The organism is Haoranjiania flava (assembly GCF_025631005.1).
Lineage (GTDB): Bacteria > Bacteroidota > Bacteroidia > Chitinophagales > Chitinophagaceae > Haoranjiania > Haoranjiania flava.
Genome location: NZ_JAOTPL010000007.1, coordinates 97,835 through 113,313 on the forward strand (window position 1 = coordinate 97,835; position 15,479 = coordinate 113,313).

Consider the following 15,479-nt stretch of genomic DNA (forward strand, 5'->3'; position numbering starts at 1 on the left):
TTAAAAACAAACCATGCGTTACTACATTATTTCAGGAGAAGCAAGCGGTGATCTTCATGGCAGCAACCTGATCAAAGAACTCAGGAAATTAGATACACAGGCCCACATACGCGCCTGGGGAGGCAACAAGATGCAGGATGCGGGAGCCACGCTTGTAAAGCATTACAGGGATCTGGCTTTCATGGGTTTTGTAGAAGTGATACTGAATTTAAAGACCATCCTTTCAAATATTGCTTTTTGCAAAAAAGATATACTGGCTTTTAAACCGGACGTACTGGTACTGATAGACTACCCGGGATTTAACCTGCGTATTGCCAGATGGGCAAAGAAACAGGGGATTAAAGTGGTTTACTACATTGCACCGCAGGTATGGGCCTGGAAGGAAAACCGTGCAAAAGCCATGAAGCGCGATATAGATAAAATGCTGGTGATACTACCTTTTGAGAAAGAATATTTTGCAGAAAAGTGGCGCTGGCCGGTAAGCTATGTCGGGCATCCGCTGGTGAAGGTAATAGACGATTTTGCAGCAGAGAAAAGATCATTGGAAAGTCCGGGAAAGCACGTGATAGCATTGTTGCCGGGCAGCAGGTCGCAGGAGATATCCGTAAAGCTCCCCATCATGCTGGAAGTGACCAAAGCCTTCCCGCATTACAGCTTTGTAGTATCCAAAGCGCCGGGTCAGGATGATGCATTTTATAAAGGCTTCCTTGAACAGTACACCAATGTTTCCACCACAAGAGATACCTATGAATTATTGGCAACCAGTGATGCAGCGCTGGTTACAAGCGGTACGGCTACTTTAGAAACTGCTTTGTTCGAGGTACCGCAAGTGGTATGCTACAAAGGAAACAGCATCAGCTATGCAATTGCAAAAAGACTGATAAAAATAAAATACATCTCTCTGGTAAATCTTATCATGGACAAGCCTGTGATAAAGGAGCTGATACAAAAGGAACTGAAGCCTGGAAACCTGATTGCCGAACTGGACAACCTATTGCACAATGACGCGTACAAATCCCGGATTCAAAACGACTACAAAGCACTGAAACACTTGCTTTCAGCAGGCGGTAACGCTTCTGAAAACGCAGCAAAACAGGTATGGGCGTGCATTAATACTTAGCCGTGGTACCGGTATAATTTTGTGGCGTGATTGATTTTAATTCATTTTTCAATTCATCCGGGATCTTAAGCTTGCCGATAAATCTGTGGATATCTTTTTTGGTGATGGCAGCCTTGCCCCTGGTAAGATCCTTTAAAGCTTCGTAAGGATTGGGATATTTCTCACGGCGCAAAACAGTCTGCACGGCTTCTGCTACCACGGCCCAGTTGTTCTCGAGGTCAGCATGGATCGCTGCTTCGTTCAGCAACAATTTTCCAAGTCCTTTTTCAATGGAACGTATTGCAATAAGTGTATGCGCTACGGGCACGCCGATATTTCTCAACACCGTTGAATCGGTAAGATCACGCTGTAGCCTGCTGATGGGCAGTTTGGCTGAAAGATGCTCCAACAGAGCGTTTGCGATGCCCAGGTTGCCCTCTGCATTCTCAAAATCTATCGGGTTTACTTTATGCGGCATAGCAGATGAACCCACCTCGCCCTGCTTTGTTTTTTGTTTAAAATATTCCATGGAAATGTAAGTCCACACATCCCTGCAGAGGTCAATCAGTATATTATTTACACGTTTGATGGCGTCAAAATAAGCAGCAAAATTATCGTAATGTTCAATCTGTGTGGTAAACTGCATGCGCTGCAGACCTAAATGTTCTTCCACGAATTCATTGCCCATTTTCACCCAGTCTTTTGCCGGAAAAGCAACTACATGCGCGTTAAAGTTGCCGGTAGCGCCGCCAAACTTAGCCGCATTCGGTATAACCGACAATAAATTTACCTGGTTAGCGATACGCTCTACAAACACCATGAACTCTTTTCCGAGGATAGTGGGAGATGCAGGCTGGCCGTGGGTTTTGGCAAGCATAGATATGCCTTTCCATTCTTTTGCTTTCTCATGCAAAGCATTCTGCAGGTTAATGATTGCCGGCAAATATTCCAGCTCCATACAATCTTTCCAGCTCAGCGGCACGGCTGTGTTGTTGATGTCCTGTGAAGTAAGGCCAAAGTGTATCCATTCTTTTATTTCACCTGCATTTAATTTATCCAGCTCTTCTTTCAGAAAATATTCTACGGCCTTTACATCGTGGTTGGTAACAGCTTCTATATCTTTAACACGTTGTGCATATTCGGGAGAAAACTCTTCAACAATTGTATTTAAGCCGGAACGTACGCTATTGTTCACGTTGAAGAACTTCTTATCTGCCAGGAAGAGGAAATACGCAACTTCTACCTGCACCCTGTACCTGATCAATGCAAACTCTGAAAAATATAGATCCAACTGTGATACCTGTTTCCTGTACCTTCCGTCAATGGGTGAAATAGCGGTCAACGTATTTAATTCCATAAAGAAAAATTATGATGCAATTGAAAAATACTTATCCTTTTAATTGCTGATTATTGTTTATTTTCGAGCAAATTTAATTTATTTTGGATAAGATAAGAGTAGCAGCTGTAAGTTATTTGAATTCCAAGCCATTGCTTTACGGAATTAAGAGATCGCCTGAACTTTTATCTCAGATAATATTGACAGAAGATTACCCTAAGAAAATCGGCGAAATGCTGGTCAGCGGCGAAGCCGATGTGGGGCTGATACCTGTGGCTTTTATTCCCCTTATACCCCATTGGCAGATAGTTTCAGACTATTGCATTGGCTCTGTGGGCAAGGTGGAAACCGTATCTTTATTCAGCGATGTACCCGTGGATAAAATTGAAAAAGTATTACTTGATTACCAGAGTTTTTCTTCCGTGAACCTTTGCCGGGTATTATTTAAAAACCACTGGAAAAAGGAGGTGGTTTTTGAAAATGCAACTGCTGGTTATATCCAGCAAATCAGCGGTACTACAGCAGGTGTAATCATTGGCGACAGGGTGTTTGAACAAAAAGCATCTGCAAACTGCCAGCCTTATATTTATGACCTTGCTGAAGAATGGACAAAGTTTACCAAGCTGCCCTTTATGATGGCTGCATGGATCGCCAATAAAAAATTGCCCGAAGACTTTACAAAGCTTTTTAACGAAGCTAATAAAACCGGCCTGGAAAATATTGATGCCGTCATCGCTGAAAACCCTTACCCGCTCTACGATCTGAAAAAATATTTCATGGAAGATATCAGCTATGAGATCACCGGAGACAAGCTGAAAGCCATGCAACTTTTTATTACTTTAATGCAAGAACTATAATACTATTTATGCAACGCGCGAAAATATATACCATCTTAACTTATATACTCATACCCTGCTCATTCCTGATACTGTTTTTTGCTTTTTTTGCGTTGCTGATGACATTAAGCGCACCGCAAATGATTATCATCGCGTTCCTGCTGTTTTGTGTGGTTATTTATACTTTTAAGTCGTCTAAATTTTTCCTGTACAATGTCAGGAAGGAACAACCGGCAAAAGAAGCAGACAAAGCATGGATACGCATCAACGGCTTCATCACCCTTTTCTTTGCTTTACAATTATTGCTGAGCGGTATTACAGCGCTCTCCGACCCCGAAACTATTGCTAAAAGCATCGCAATGCTGCAAGCATCCATTCCTTCAGACCAGCTTGCCCAGATGCCAGGCACTGCTGTCCTGGCGCAGGCTATCAAAGGCATGTCTGTTGTTTTTATTATTTATGGCGTATTACAATCGTTGCATGTTTTAATGGGCTTGCCGATCCTGAGAAAGTACAGCTACCTTTTTTCAGAGTAATTGCCGCACTGCATGTTATTTAATCACAAATAACTATATTTATATTGCCTGATCCCGGAATCAAAGGCATGAACAGCATCATTTACACTCAGAATACTATGAACAGAAAAGATATCAGCAGTTACCTGCAACCATTGAAAATAAAGGGCTTGAACGAAATGCAGCAGGCAACGCTGGAAGCATATTCCAGGCACGATGATATTATGCTATTGTCAGATACAGGCTCCGGCAAAACACTTGCCTATCTTTTACCCATTGTACAAAGTTTACAAGACATTGCAGGCACGCAGGCCATGATCGTAGCGCCATCCAGGGAGCTGGCACAACAAATAGAAACTGTTTTCAGGCAAATGCAGACCGGCTATAAAATCACCTGCTGTTACGGCGGGCACAAAAGAGAGATAGAAGAGAATAACCTGCTCGAAGCCCCGGCGGTGATTGTAGGTACGCCGGGAAGGCTGGGCGATCATATCAGGCGTGGAAACATAGAAGTGAACGGCATCAGTATGCTGTTGCTGGATGAATTTGATAAAACGCTTGAATCCGGCTTTACAGAAGAAGTAAAATTCATTGCAGAATCACTCAAAAATGTGCAGAAACGTATGCTTGTCTCCGCTACAGAATCGGCTGATATACCGGAGTTTATCAGGCTAAAGCATCCCGCAATCATCAATTTCCTCAGCGCTGAAAAAGAGGAAAACAAACTGCTGCTGCACTATGTGCATACCGATGATAAAGATAAAATAGATACGCTTTACCGCCTGCTATGCCTTATCGGCAACCGTGCAGCCATTATTTTTTGCAACCACAGGGATGCGGTAAAAAGGGTAAGCGATCATTTAAAAGAAAGAGGTATACTAAATGTATACTATCACGGCGCCATGGAACAAACCGACCGCGATAGTGCACTCGCCAAATTCAGGAACGGAAGCGTGAATTTCCTGGTAACTACAGACATAGCTTCCCGGGGGCTTGACATTGCCAATATCCGCTACATTGTGCATTATCACTTGCCTGCAACGGAAGAAGTGTTTACACACCGCAACGGCAGAACGGCCCGCATGGATGCCAGCGGCAGTGTAGTGCTCATGAAAGGGCCCGATGAAAATATACCTGCATACATTGAAACGGCCATAACCGAATTGCAGTTGCCTGAAGAATGCAAACTGCCCCCAAAGCCAGACTGGGTAACGCTTTTTATGCCGCTGGGAAAGAAAGACAAGGTAAATAAGATAGATATTGTGGGCTTTCTGTTGCAAAAAGCCAACCTGAAAAAAGAAGATGTGGGACTGATAGAGGTGAAAGATTTTCATTCTTTTTTTGCCATAAGAAGAGCAAAAACGAAATCCGTATTTCATTTATTGAAAGATGAGCGTATAAAAAATAAAAAAGCTAAGATCAGCATAGCCAAATAGCAGATCAATATTGATTTTTTCTTACAATTATTATTTGGGTGGTAGGTATTTAATAGTTAAATTTATTGGGTACTAAACTATCAACAGATGTCTCCTAAAAATTACGAAGAGCTATTCTTTGTAGATACTTCAAAGAATGTGTGGAACTATTCCCTGTTTACAGAAGAAGATATCCGTAACTTCCAGCATGGAACGCATTATAGTTTATATAAAGTTTTGGGGAATAAATATATCAAAGTGCTCAACACCTACGGCACCTACTTCGCTGTATGGGCGCCTAACGCAAAATTCGTCAGTGTAAAAGGCAATTTTAATGATTGGGACAATGACTCCCACCCGCTGAATGTAAGGCATGACGGCTCGGGCATCTGGGAAGGTTTTATACCCTACCTCAATACCGGTGAGGTGTATAAATATTACATCATCGGCGCTAATGACCTGAATAAAGATAAAGGTGATCCGTTTGCCAACTATTGGGAAAGGAGGCCGCTGACAGCTTCTGTTACCTGGGACCTGCAATATAAATGGAAAGATAAGTTGTGGATGAAAAACCGCGCCAGCCACAACAGCCTGGACGCGCCCATCTCTATTTACGAAGTGCACCTGGCCAGCTGGGCAAGGCCAGACAAATACAATGAAGAATCTTACCACACCTATGAGAAGATCACTCAACTGCTTGTACCCTATGTGAAAGAGATGGGCTTTACACATGTGGAGTTTATGCCTGTGATGGAGCATCCGTATGATGGCAGCTGGGGGTACCAGGGTACAGGTTTTTTTGCACCTACCAGCCGCTTCGGAGACCCGCAGGGCTTTATGCGTTTAATAGATGCTTTTCACAAAGAAAAAATAGGCGTGATCCTGGATTGGGTGCCTTCCCACTTTCCCTACGATGCGCATGGGCTTTATATGTTCGATGGTGAACATACGTATGAGTATGCCGATATGCGCAAAGGCTTTCACCCCGACTGGAACTCCTATGTATTCAACTATTCGCGCAATGAAGTGAAATCTTTTTTGATCAGCAGTGCGCGCTTCTGGTTTGATGTGTTTCATGTAGACGGACTCCGGGTAGACGCTGTAAGCTCCATACTCAAGCTCGATTACAGCCGCAAAGATGGCGAATGGGAGCCGAATGCCTACGGCGGCAACGGCAACATAGAAGCCATCGCCTTCATCAAAGACCTGAACCGCACTATCTACCGCGATTTCCCGGATGTGCAGATGATAGCGGAAGAATCCACCGACTGGCCGATGACCACCGCCCCTACCGACATCGGAGGCCTGGGCTTTGGCATGAAATGGATGATGGGATGGATGCACGATACCATTAATTATTTTAAAAAAGACCCCTACTTCAGGCAATACATGCAAAACGATTTTACGTTTAGCATGATGTATTATTATGATGAGAATTTTCTATTGCCACTGAGCCATGATGAAGTGGTGCACGGCAAAAGCCCGATGCTGTATAAGATGGCCGGCGATGAATGGCAACGTTTCGCTAACCTGCGCCTGCTGTACAGTTATATGTATACCCATCCCGGCGCAAAACTATTGTTTATGGGCAATGAGTTTGGCGCCACACAGGAATGGGATTATAAATCAGAACTGCAATGGGACCTGTTGTTCTGGCCGAGCCATGTAGGCATGAAAAAGTGCGTGCAGGATCTGAACAGTTTATTAAGAAAGGAGCCGGGGCTATATGCAAAACAGTTTTCAAAACAAGGTTTTGAATGGGTAGACCTTAACCATCGGGCAGAATCTGTACTGGTATTTAAAAGAAAAGGATTAAAGGCAGAAGATGACCTGCTGGTGATCTTAAACATGACGCCTGTACCGCGCTGGGACTGGGTTGTTGAGACCTATGCTACGCACAAATGGAAGGAAATATTCAACAGCGACAGTAAAGAATACTGGGGGGCTGGTGATGTGTATAATGTAGACATTCATTCTGAAATAATAGATAGAGAAAATAATATCTGTAAAATAAAAGTGCACCTGCCGCCATTGGGTGCAATCGTATTAAAACAAACAAATGAAAAAGCAACTGTGGATTTATAAAATTTCATTCTTCGTAGTTATTACTTTTTTACTTGCCTGCGGTGGCAGCAATTCCGGCAACCCGGTTATTGAGATTAAAACTTCATTAGGCGCTGTGTATGTGGAATTGTATCCTGAAAAAGCGCCGCAGACCTGTGCTGCATTCCTGAGCTATGTAGATGAAGGCATATTTGATAACAGCAGCTTCTACCGTGTACTGAATAAAGAAAACCAGCCTTCCGATGCTTCCAAATCTGAACTGATACAGGGAGGAATCTGGGAAAGCAATTCCGCTAAAGCTCAATCACTGCCCGGCATTCCGCATGAAGGCACAAATATTACCGGCATACTGCATAAGCGCGGCGCCATTTCTATGGCCAGGCAAGACACCGGCACAGCCACCTCTGAATTTTTCATCCTCGTTGATGACGATCCTGCCTATGATTATGGCGGCGATGCGAACCCCGACAAACAAGGGTATGCAGCGTTCGGCAAAGTGATCAAAGGCATGAACGTGGTAAATAAAATTTACAATCAACCCGCCAACGGGCAACGCTTTCAAAGGCCTATACCGATTTATAAGATTAGGAGAGATTAGGTTTTCAGATCTTGCGCCTATAATTTATAAAAAATCATTAAAAGTTAGTGCCCACCCACATCAGCGGTAAAATTTAACGCGTCTGACAATAAGATTTTTGCCATACTTTAAGCTCAATAATGCCTTTAATATTACCAGAAGAAGCTATTTCATGATAGCTAATTAAAAAACTTCCTGGGTAGGCGGAAACGACCTTCAGTGATTGTAAAACTATTATCTTCAGGAATAAGATTTCCTTTAAAATATCCTGTTAAAGTCGTTGAAGTTTCCTCAGTAATTTCATTTCATCAATGCTACAGGCACGGCCTTTCGTTTCGCCAGCGCCACATGATATAATCCAGACTCCATTTTTTGCGTAATACATGCCTCGCACATCAAACTTCGTGTAAGGTTTAATTGCTAAGCTGTCGGAACCATACCTAATTTGAGTAGCATCAATCTGTATGCTAAATTCTTCAGTGCTGTCTCTATTAAAACAAAAGAATCCACCACTTCTTGAAGAAGTGCTGGGGTAATAAGCCTCTGTAGCAACTAGCCCACGTGAATAATTTACCCAAGACCCATTTTTCTTTAGCTCGAAATAAAAGCCCGATTTATCAATTTCTTTATTATCACAGCCTGCTATTGCGGTGAAAAAAAGCAGTGCCAAAGCAAAAGAAGTTAGTTTCATAACTTATTTCATTTTATATAAAATTAGAAATTGATATTATAAAAAACAAATTATTTGGATAATAATAAATAGGTTAATTAAATAATCAATTGATTCAATATTTATATGTCATGCCGGCGTTGATAGCTGTCGCTTTCATTATTGCATGCAGATAAAAGCGGTGCTATGAACAACAATAAAAGATTAAGATTAGCATAATGATGGAACAAAAATTTTTCCACAAAAAAAACCGCATCATCAATGCGGTTAAGAATAATATTATGTAGGGAAATCTTATCTTTTTTCTCTCCAGAAAATGCCTACGATCTCTATGGCAAAACCCAGCAGTATCACAATCGGCGCCAGGGTAATTCTCCTGAAACCATATACCAGTTCGTTGTTAAACACATTAGGATCGGGGTTCTTGCCGCCGGACATCAGCAACATGCCAATGGCAATCACCACAAGCCCAGCTATCATGATCCGTATATTCTGCCTTCCGAAAAGAGGCTGTAACAGCGAACGGTTTGCTTTAACTTTGGCTTCGGTAACGGGTTTTCTTGTTGTTGACATACGTATGATTTTAAACAGCAAATTTAATATAAATTTTCAATTCTCGACTTCAGGTATTTTACCACGCTCCTGCTGGTGCTGATCCAAGAGATCATCACCCCCAAAATGATGATGGCTGCATATAACGCAATGGTAAGGTTTCTGTCTTCAATCATTTTTAATTGCGGCAGCTGCCTGTATGCCCACTGCGTTATCAGGAATAGACCCACGCACGCGATCACTGCGCTGATGAGTCCGTTGAGAATGGCTCGCGTAACCATAGGGCGTGTAATAAAGCTGCGCGTAGCGCCTACCATCTGCATGGTTTTTATCAGGAAACGGTTGCTGTACATGGTAAGCCTGATGGTATTGTCAATACTTACCACAACAATCACAATAAGCACAATAGCGATCACCAGGAATATAAGCCCGAGCTGCGTAGCCTTTTCATTCACGGAAGAAACCAGCACCTGCGGGTACACCAGGTCGGTGATCTGTGTACTGAACCTTTCTTTAATGCCACTGCTGATCATTTGCAGGCTGTCTTTATTTACATAGCGCTCTTTTGCACTGAAATCAATACTTTCAGGAAGCGGGTTGTAATCAAGTATCTGGTCCCATTCTTCATTATTATCCCTGTTCCATATTTCCTTTGCCCTGGCTTTGTCTATATATACTACATCTTTAGCGTATGGCTGCGCCTTGATATAATTCATGATCAGGTTAATGGAGTCTTTATTTTCAGTCTGAAGGTAGGCGCTTACACGAATATCTTCTTTCATCTTATTGCCCATTTGTTTCAGGTTCAGAAACAGCAGGCCCATTATTCCCAGTATCAGCAATACCAGCGAAATGCCTACAATGCTGAACAAAGCATTCATCCGCCGGCTCTTGGTCCTAGTTTTTATTTTTTCTTCCATAATACTACTTAATCAGGGCAAATTTAATGTTTACATCCCAATGACGTACATTTGCTCATAAAATTTTTAATACCATATATTTAAAGTTTGTACAATAAAATGGAATATAATTTTCGTGAGATAGAAAAGAAGTGGCAACAAAAATGGATTGACACACAAGCTTATAAAGTTGATAACAACAGCGATAAACCCAAGTATTATGTGCTGGACATGTTTCCTTACCCCAGCGGCGCCGGGCTGCATGTGGGCCACCCGTTAGGATATATTGCCAGCGATATTTTTGCCCGCTATAAAAGACTGAAAGGCTACAATGTATTGCACCCGATGGGTTACGATGCATTCGGGCTGCCGGCAGAACAATATGCCATTGAGCATGGCGTGCACCCTGCAGTGAGTACAGCCAACAACATTACTACATTCGAAAAGCAACTGAACAATATAGGTTTTTGTTATGACTGGTCAAGAAAAGTAAATACCAGCGAACCCGGCTATTACAAGTGGACGCAATGGATTTTCCTGCAACTGTTCAATAACTGGTACAACAGGCTGGAAGATAAGGCACAACCAATCAGTGTATTGGAAAATATTTTCCGCACTGAGGGTAATAAAAACCATGAATGCCCCGGCGACAGCGCTGTAAGCTTTACCGCCGAACAGTGGCAGAATTATGCTGAAAAAGAAAAAGCAGATATACTAATGCATTACCGCCTGTCTTATTGCGGCTATGGCGAAGTAAACTGGTGCGAAGCATTGGGCACCGTGCTGGCAAATGATGAAGTGGTGAATGGTGTTTCTGAAAGAGGCGGCCATCCTGTGGAAAAGCGAAAGTTGCGCCAGTGGTACCTGCGCATTACCGAATATGCAGACAGGCTGCTGAAAGGACTGGAAACAGTGGACTTCAGCGATGCCATGAAAGAAATGCAAACCAACTGGATTGGCAAAAGCTCGGGCGCGGAGATTGATTTCCGCATTGCCGGAAAGGATAGTTTCAAACAACATCATAGCGACTCAGTTGAAAAGGTAGAAGGAGGCGCAATAGGGGCAACCATCCTTTCCAATAGTCCTTTGCAAGGGAGTGAGTTCCTCCGTGTTTACACTACCCGACCGGACACCATTTTCGGCGTAGATTTTATGGTAATTGCTCCTGAGCATGAATTAGTGCAAAACATTACAACACCTCAGCAAAAAGAAGAGGTAGAAAAATACGTCACCTACGTTAAAAGCCGCAGCGAGCGTGAGCGTATGGCTGAAAAGCGCATCACGGGCTGCTTTACCGGTGCTTATGCACAACATCCTTTTGATGCAACCAAGCAAATCCCTATCTATATTTCTGAATATGTTTTAGCCGGCTATGGCACGGGAGCCATCATGGCTGTGCCTTGCGGCGACGAGCGCGACCACAGGTTTGCCAGGCATTTTAATATTCCCATTACCAACATTATCGGCGATGCCTATGATGGGGAAAATGCCAACCCCGGCAAAGACGCTATACTGCAAAACAGCGGTTTTATTACTGGCATGGCTATGCGCGATGCCATAGACATAGTGATTGATAAACTGGAAAAAATGGGCATCGGCAAAAGGAAAACCAACTACCGTATGCGCGATGCAGCTTTCAGCCGCCAGCGCTACTGGGGCGAGCCCTTCCCTATTCTCTGGCGCGACGGCATTGCGTACCCTTTAGATGAGAAAGACCTTCCGCTGGAATTGCCTGTGGTAGACAGCTACGAGCCCGGCCCTTCAGGCGAAGGCCCGCTGGCAAATATGGACGACTGGAAACTGCAATACAACCAGGTTTGCGGCGGCGGATCAGACAGGATGATACTGGAGACCAACACCATGCCCGGCTATGCCGGCTCTTCCTGGTATTTCCTGAGGTACATGGACCCGCACAACGAAGCAGAATTTGCATCAAAGCAGGCTACAGATTACTGGAACCAGGTTGATCTTTATATCGGTGGTACAGAGCATGCCGTAGGTCATTTGTTATACTCCCGCATGTGGACTAAGTTCTTGTACGACATCGGCAGGCTAAGCTTCGACGAGCCTTTCAAAAAACTGCTTAACCAGGGCATGATACAAGGTTCCAGCCGTTTTGTATACAGGATCAGGGGTACTGAAAAGTTTGTTTCTGAAAACCTGAAAGATGCCTATGAAACCGATAAGATACATGTGGATGTGAACATGGTGGATGGTGTGGAGCTGGACATAGAAGCATTTAAGCAATGGAAAAACGGGGAGTATGCCAACGCAGAATTTATCCTGGAAAATGGTAAGTACATCTGCGGTGTGGAAGTAGAGAAAATGTCTAAATCTAAATTCAACACCGTAAACCCCGATGACCTGGTTGAGCGTTTTGGCGCAGATACATTCCGCATGTACGAGATGTTCTTAGGCCCGGTAGAACAAAGCAAGCCCTGGGATACCAAAGGCATTGAAGGCGTGCACCGCTTCCTGAAAAAGCTATGGAGATTATTTTACAAAGACAGCGGAGAAGCTATCTGGACAAATGACAGTCCCGCTGATATTGACCTGAAAATATTGCATAAAACCATACGGAAAATAGAAACAGATACAGAACGTTATTCTTTCAATACGGCAGTATCAGCTTTTATGGTTTGTGTAAATGAATTAACTGAAGCTAAATGCCATAAAAAAGCTATCCTGGAAAAGGTGCTGATCCTCCTCACACCTTATGCTCCACATATTGCAGAAGAACTATGGCACACGCTGGGAAATGAAACTTACGTCTTAGATGCTGCCTATCCTGTGTTTGAAGAAAAATATATCCGCGAAACTGCCAAAGACTATCCGGTAAGTATCAATGGCAAGGTGCGTACTAATATTGACATTTCTCTTGAAGCTTCACAGGAAGAAGTTGAAGCAATTGTTTTACAAAATGAAACCGTTCAAAAGTGGATGGAAGCCAAGCCTATGAAGAAACTGATCTATGTAAAAGGTAAAATGATCAATGTGGTGATATAGTATCTTTATTTTACTTCTTTAAACAGCGGCGGAACTATGCCGTTGTTTTTTTTATATGGTTTTGATTAAAACGGGAGTAATAGTGATTTAAATCTCATAACAGATGTAAAATTAGGGCACATATTGGCTGCAACGTATGGATACGCTTCTCCCTGCTTCCCAATATCCACCGAAAAGCCGGTGAAGTGGCAGCAAAGGCGCCAAGAGATATAGTGTTTGCGAATACGGTAAATATGAAACCAATACTTTTAAATGTAAAGTGAAGCTTTATCTGGACGCTTTAAAAAAAGAATAAACGCTTTACTGATCTGCCTCAATACTACAACTTTTGGCAACAAAGAATAGAAGAAACTATTCCTGCTGAAGAATATGCAAAAGATTTATGGATAAATAAAAGATACAATGTGATGAAAATTCATGATTTTTTCTTTTACTTTTGAAAGAATAAAATGTTTTGCTTACACAATGAAGTACATGCTTTTGTTTTTTTCATTAACGATTTTTATCTACAATACAGCTACTTCACAAATTAAGTATTGGTCTCTTGAAGAATGTATTACCTATGCTACCGCACATAATGTTTCTGTACAGCAGGCAGATGTTCAGGCACGTATAAGCGCTTTGCAGCTGGAGCAATCAAAAGCAGCTAAAATTCCTACACTCAGTTTCAGCACTAATGCAGGAGGTCAATTCGGACGTTCTATTAGTTTTGTCATATTTCAAATCCGTTTTGCTGTGTCTTTTTTATCCGAGGCGCAGCGCTACAATGACTGCCAATAAATAAATGTATAAACATTTTTTTAACTGCACAAATTAATTTTCACTTGCCAAGATAAGCCTAATACATGCATACTAGACTATAAATATTTTAAAATCAGCGTGTTATAATATTAAATTTTTACCAGCTTAGTTAAATTTTGGGGGGTTAATCGGTGCACTTTTTACCCTTTCAAACATACCGCTTTCATTTTTTAAGTTCTTATCAGCAAACATATTTTGTAATTTGTTGTTACATCCATAGATGGCCATTTTTGGGTCATTGTTCAGAAGCTGTATGTTTGGTCAAGGGTGAAGCGTACAAACAGGCTTGCCTTCGGCAAGAACTGATGCCTGGTTTGTTTATGCAGGTTAGAGCAGTTTATTATTTCTGCAAATACCTGGAACAAAACATCAGCAGAAGTATACTTGTAGGAAATCTTAAATGTTGAATATCGTGGCGCAACAACTAAAATGATTAGCCGGAATCACTATTTGCTTTTATACTGGAAAATATTGTAAGGCAATGCTGTACCCGCAATTTTTAAAACTACCACGCCATGAGGCGCTACACTTTTGGTAAGCGTGCTGTCATAAGATCTTTTAAAAGTTTCTTTAGTCCATAAGTCTTTAGTGATATATCCTTTCGCAGGATTGATACCTACTGATTTCAGGTCAAAGCTGATATTTTTAGTTTCTTTTGTTCTGTTTAATAAGGCTACTGCTACTTCCCCGCTCATAGTTGATAGTAATGGCTTGCCCCAAACTTCGAGGTCGCCGTAATCGATTAAACGGCGCGCCTGGTATACAAATGCGCTTTGGTTTAAGGCAATTATTTCGCGGTTGGTAATTATATCTTTTGTTTGCTGGGACATAGTAGTTAAGTCATTGCCGAGCAATAGCGGGGAATGCATCATGCACCACATAGAAAAGTGCGCTTTGTCTTCTTCATAAGTCATTCCTCTGCCCACCTGCAACATGTCCATATCGTTATAGTGCCCGTAAGAGCTGTATATCCATAAATCAGCGTTGATGTCAATGATGTTGAGTATAGACTCAAATTTGTTATCTATATCCCCGGAAATTCTCCACGAGTCTGCTACATTCGTTACCCACTTCCCCGGAAATTGCCAGCGGCAAACATTATAAATTACAGAAGGCTTTATTTGCCTGGCCAGATTGCCTATTTGTGTATACCTTACCTCTTCGTCAAGTCCCATCCATTCTCCACCGCACCAGTCCACTTTTATAAAGTCAAAGTCCCATTCTTTGAGAAATAGATTCAGGTCCTGCTCATCATGCCCATACAATCCCATCCCGGATCCAATAGTATCTTTATCCCAATACGATGCACATGTGTTGGCCCCCGCATCGGAATAGATACCTGCTTTCAGGCCTTTGGCATGTATGTAGCGCGCCAAACTTTTCATACCTCCCGGAAATCTTTTTTTATGAAAAAGAATTTTTCCATTGATGTCCCTGCCGCCAAAAAAGCCGTCATCAATATTAATAAACCTATATCCTGCTTCTGTCAATTTAAGATTTACCAAGGCGTCGGCCTGTGCTTTTACGATGTCTTCATTAATATGGGCCCTGTAATGATTCCAGCTTGCCCATCCCATTAAGGGTGTTTTTAATTCTTTTGAACGATTACCGGCTTGCCTGGTTTGTGCATTTACCGACAGGGTAAGAAGAAAAAAAATGACCAGAGAATAGCGTTTTATAGGCATGGTACAGTTATCTTAATGTAATTT

At 42.3% G+C, this 15,479-nt stretch carries 13 protein-coding genes; 8 read left to right on the top strand and 5 right to left on the bottom strand.

What is annotated here, in order from left to right:
• Window positions 1-13 precede the first annotated feature (13 nt).
• Window positions 14-1,120 (top strand): lipid-A-disaccharide synthase, encoded by a 1,107-nt coding sequence (gene lpxB, locus OD355_RS06780; RefSeq protein ID WP_263037700.1) that lies wholly within the window; start codon window positions 14-16, stop codon window positions 1,118-1,120.
• On the opposite strand, the gene purB is transcribed toward lpxB, so the two are convergent.
• Window positions 1,110-2,456, bottom strand: a complete 1,347-nt coding sequence (gene purB / locus OD355_RS06785) for an adenylosuccinate lyase (protein ID WP_263037701.1) — start codon at window positions 2,454-2,456, stop codon at window positions 1,110-1,112. The genes lpxB and purB overlap by 11 nt on opposite strands.
• 83 nt (window positions 2,457-2,539) lie before the next feature.
• Between purB and OD355_RS06790 the strand changes: the two genes are divergently transcribed.
• From OD355_RS06790 to OD355_RS06810, 5 genes are all read left to right on the top strand, one after another.
• Entirely contained in the window at window positions 2,540-3,292 is a 753-nt protein-coding gene (locus OD355_RS06790) for a menaquinone biosynthetic enzyme MqnA/MqnD family protein (protein ID WP_263037702.1), read from the top strand.
• 8 nt (window positions 3,293-3,300) lie between these two features.
• Complete coding sequence (locus OD355_RS06795) at window positions 3,301-3,807, top strand: hypothetical protein (protein WP_263037703.1); 507 nt, start codon at window positions 3,301-3,303, stop codon at window positions 3,805-3,807.
• A gap of 98 nt (window positions 3,808-3,905) precedes the next feature.
• Window positions 3,906-5,222: a DEAD/DEAH box helicase gene (locus OD355_RS06800; RefSeq protein ID WP_263037704.1), complete on the top strand. Its 1,317-nt coding sequence runs from the start codon at window positions 3,906-3,908 to the stop codon at window positions 5,220-5,222.
• 87 nt (window positions 5,223-5,309) lie between these two features.
• Window positions 5,310-7,286, top strand: coding sequence for a 1,4-alpha-glucan branching protein GlgB (gene glgB, locus OD355_RS06805; RefSeq protein ID WP_263037705.1), 1,977 nt, complete (start codon window positions 5,310-5,312; stop codon window positions 7,284-7,286).
• Entirely contained in the window at window positions 7,261-7,863 is a 603-nt protein-coding gene (locus tag OD355_RS06810; protein WP_263037706.1) for a peptidylprolyl isomerase, read from the top strand. Before glgB ends, OD355_RS06810 begins: the two co-directional genes overlap by 26 nt.
• Before the next feature lie 250 nt (window positions 7,864-8,113).
• Here the strand turns inward: OD355_RS06810 and OD355_RS06815 are convergent, their stop codons facing one another.
• The 3 genes from OD355_RS06815 to OD355_RS06825 all read right to left on the bottom strand — a co-directional run bounded on the left by OD355_RS06815 (window position 8,114) and on the right by OD355_RS06825 (window position 9,984).
• Window positions 8,114-8,533 (bottom strand): hypothetical protein, encoded by a 420-nt coding sequence (locus OD355_RS06815; protein WP_263037707.1) that lies wholly within the window; start codon window positions 8,531-8,533, stop codon window positions 8,114-8,116.
• Window positions 8,534-8,806: 273 nt separating this feature from the next.
• Window positions 8,807-9,085: a DUF3098 domain-containing protein gene (locus tag OD355_RS06820; RefSeq protein WP_263037708.1), complete on the bottom strand. Its 279-nt coding sequence runs from the start codon at window positions 9,083-9,085 to the stop codon at window positions 8,807-8,809.
• Window positions 9,086-9,108: 23 nt separating this feature from the next.
• Entirely contained in the window at window positions 9,109-9,984 is an 876-nt protein-coding gene (locus tag OD355_RS06825) for a cell division protein FtsX (RefSeq protein ID WP_263037709.1), read from the bottom strand.
• A gap of 99 nt (window positions 9,985-10,083) precedes the next feature.
• On the opposite strand from OD355_RS06825, the gene leuS reads away from it, so the two are divergent.
• Both leuS and OD355_RS06835 read left to right on the top strand, forming a co-directional pair.
• Window positions 10,084-12,969: a leucine--tRNA ligase gene (leuS, locus tag OD355_RS06830; protein WP_263037710.1), complete on the top strand. Its 2,886-nt coding sequence runs from the start codon at window positions 10,084-10,086 to the stop codon at window positions 12,967-12,969.
• Between the two features lie 474 nt (window positions 12,970-13,443).
• The gene (locus OD355_RS06835; RefSeq protein ID WP_263037711.1) at window positions 13,444-13,749 is read left to right on the top strand and encodes a TolC family protein; all 306 of its coding nucleotides are present in this window, start codon (window positions 13,444-13,446) and stop codon (window positions 13,747-13,749) included.
• A gap of 467 nt (window positions 13,750-14,216) precedes the next feature.
• Here the strand turns inward: OD355_RS06835 and OD355_RS06840 are convergent, their stop codons facing one another.
• Window positions 14,217-15,455 carry a glycoside hydrolase family 27 protein gene (locus OD355_RS06840; RefSeq protein WP_263037712.1) on the bottom strand — a complete coding sequence of 413 codons (1,239 nt, stop codon included), beginning with the start codon at window positions 15,453-15,455 and terminating at the stop codon, window positions 14,217-14,219.
• Window positions 15,456-15,479 lie beyond the last annotated feature (24 nt).

Coding starts and splice junctions, on each gene's coding strand:
- OD355_RS06840 (WP_263037712.1), bottom strand. CDS start 15,455: ATGCCTATAAAACGCTATTCTCTGGTCATTTTTTTTCTTCTTACCCTG.
- OD355_RS06820 (WP_263037708.1), bottom strand. CDS start 9,085: ATGTCAACAACAAGAAAACCCGTTACCGAAGCCAAAGTTAAAGCAAAC.
- OD355_RS06815 (WP_263037707.1), bottom strand. CDS start 8,533: ATGAAACTAACTTCTTTTGCTTTGGCACTGCTTTTTTTCACCGCAATA.
- OD355_RS06810 (WP_263037706.1), top strand. CDS start 7,261: ATGAAAAAGCAACTGTGGATTTATAAAATTTCATTCTTCGTAGTTATT.
- glgB (WP_263037705.1), top strand. CDS start 5,310: ATGTCTCCTAAAAATTACGAAGAGCTATTCTTTGTAGATACTTCAAAG.
- purB (WP_263037701.1), bottom strand. CDS start 2,456: ATGGAATTAAATACGTTGACCGCTATTTCACCCATTGACGGAAGGTAC.
- OD355_RS06835 (WP_263037711.1), top strand. CDS start 13,444: ATGCTTTTGTTTTTTTCATTAACGATTTTTATCTACAATACAGCTACT.
- OD355_RS06795 (WP_263037703.1), top strand. CDS start 3,301: ATGCAACGCGCGAAAATATATACCATCTTAACTTATATACTCATACCC.
- leuS (WP_263037710.1), top strand. CDS start 10,084: ATGGAATATAATTTTCGTGAGATAGAAAAGAAGTGGCAACAAAAATGG.
- OD355_RS06800 (WP_263037704.1), top strand. CDS start 3,906: ATGAACAGAAAAGATATCAGCAGTTACCTGCAACCATTGAAAATAAAG.
- lpxB (WP_263037700.1), top strand. CDS start 14: ATGCGTTACTACATTATTTCAGGAGAAGCAAGCGGTGATCTTCATGGC.
- OD355_RS06825 (WP_263037709.1), bottom strand. CDS start 9,984: ATGGAAGAAAAAATAAAAACTAGGACCAAGAGCCGGCGGATGAATGCT.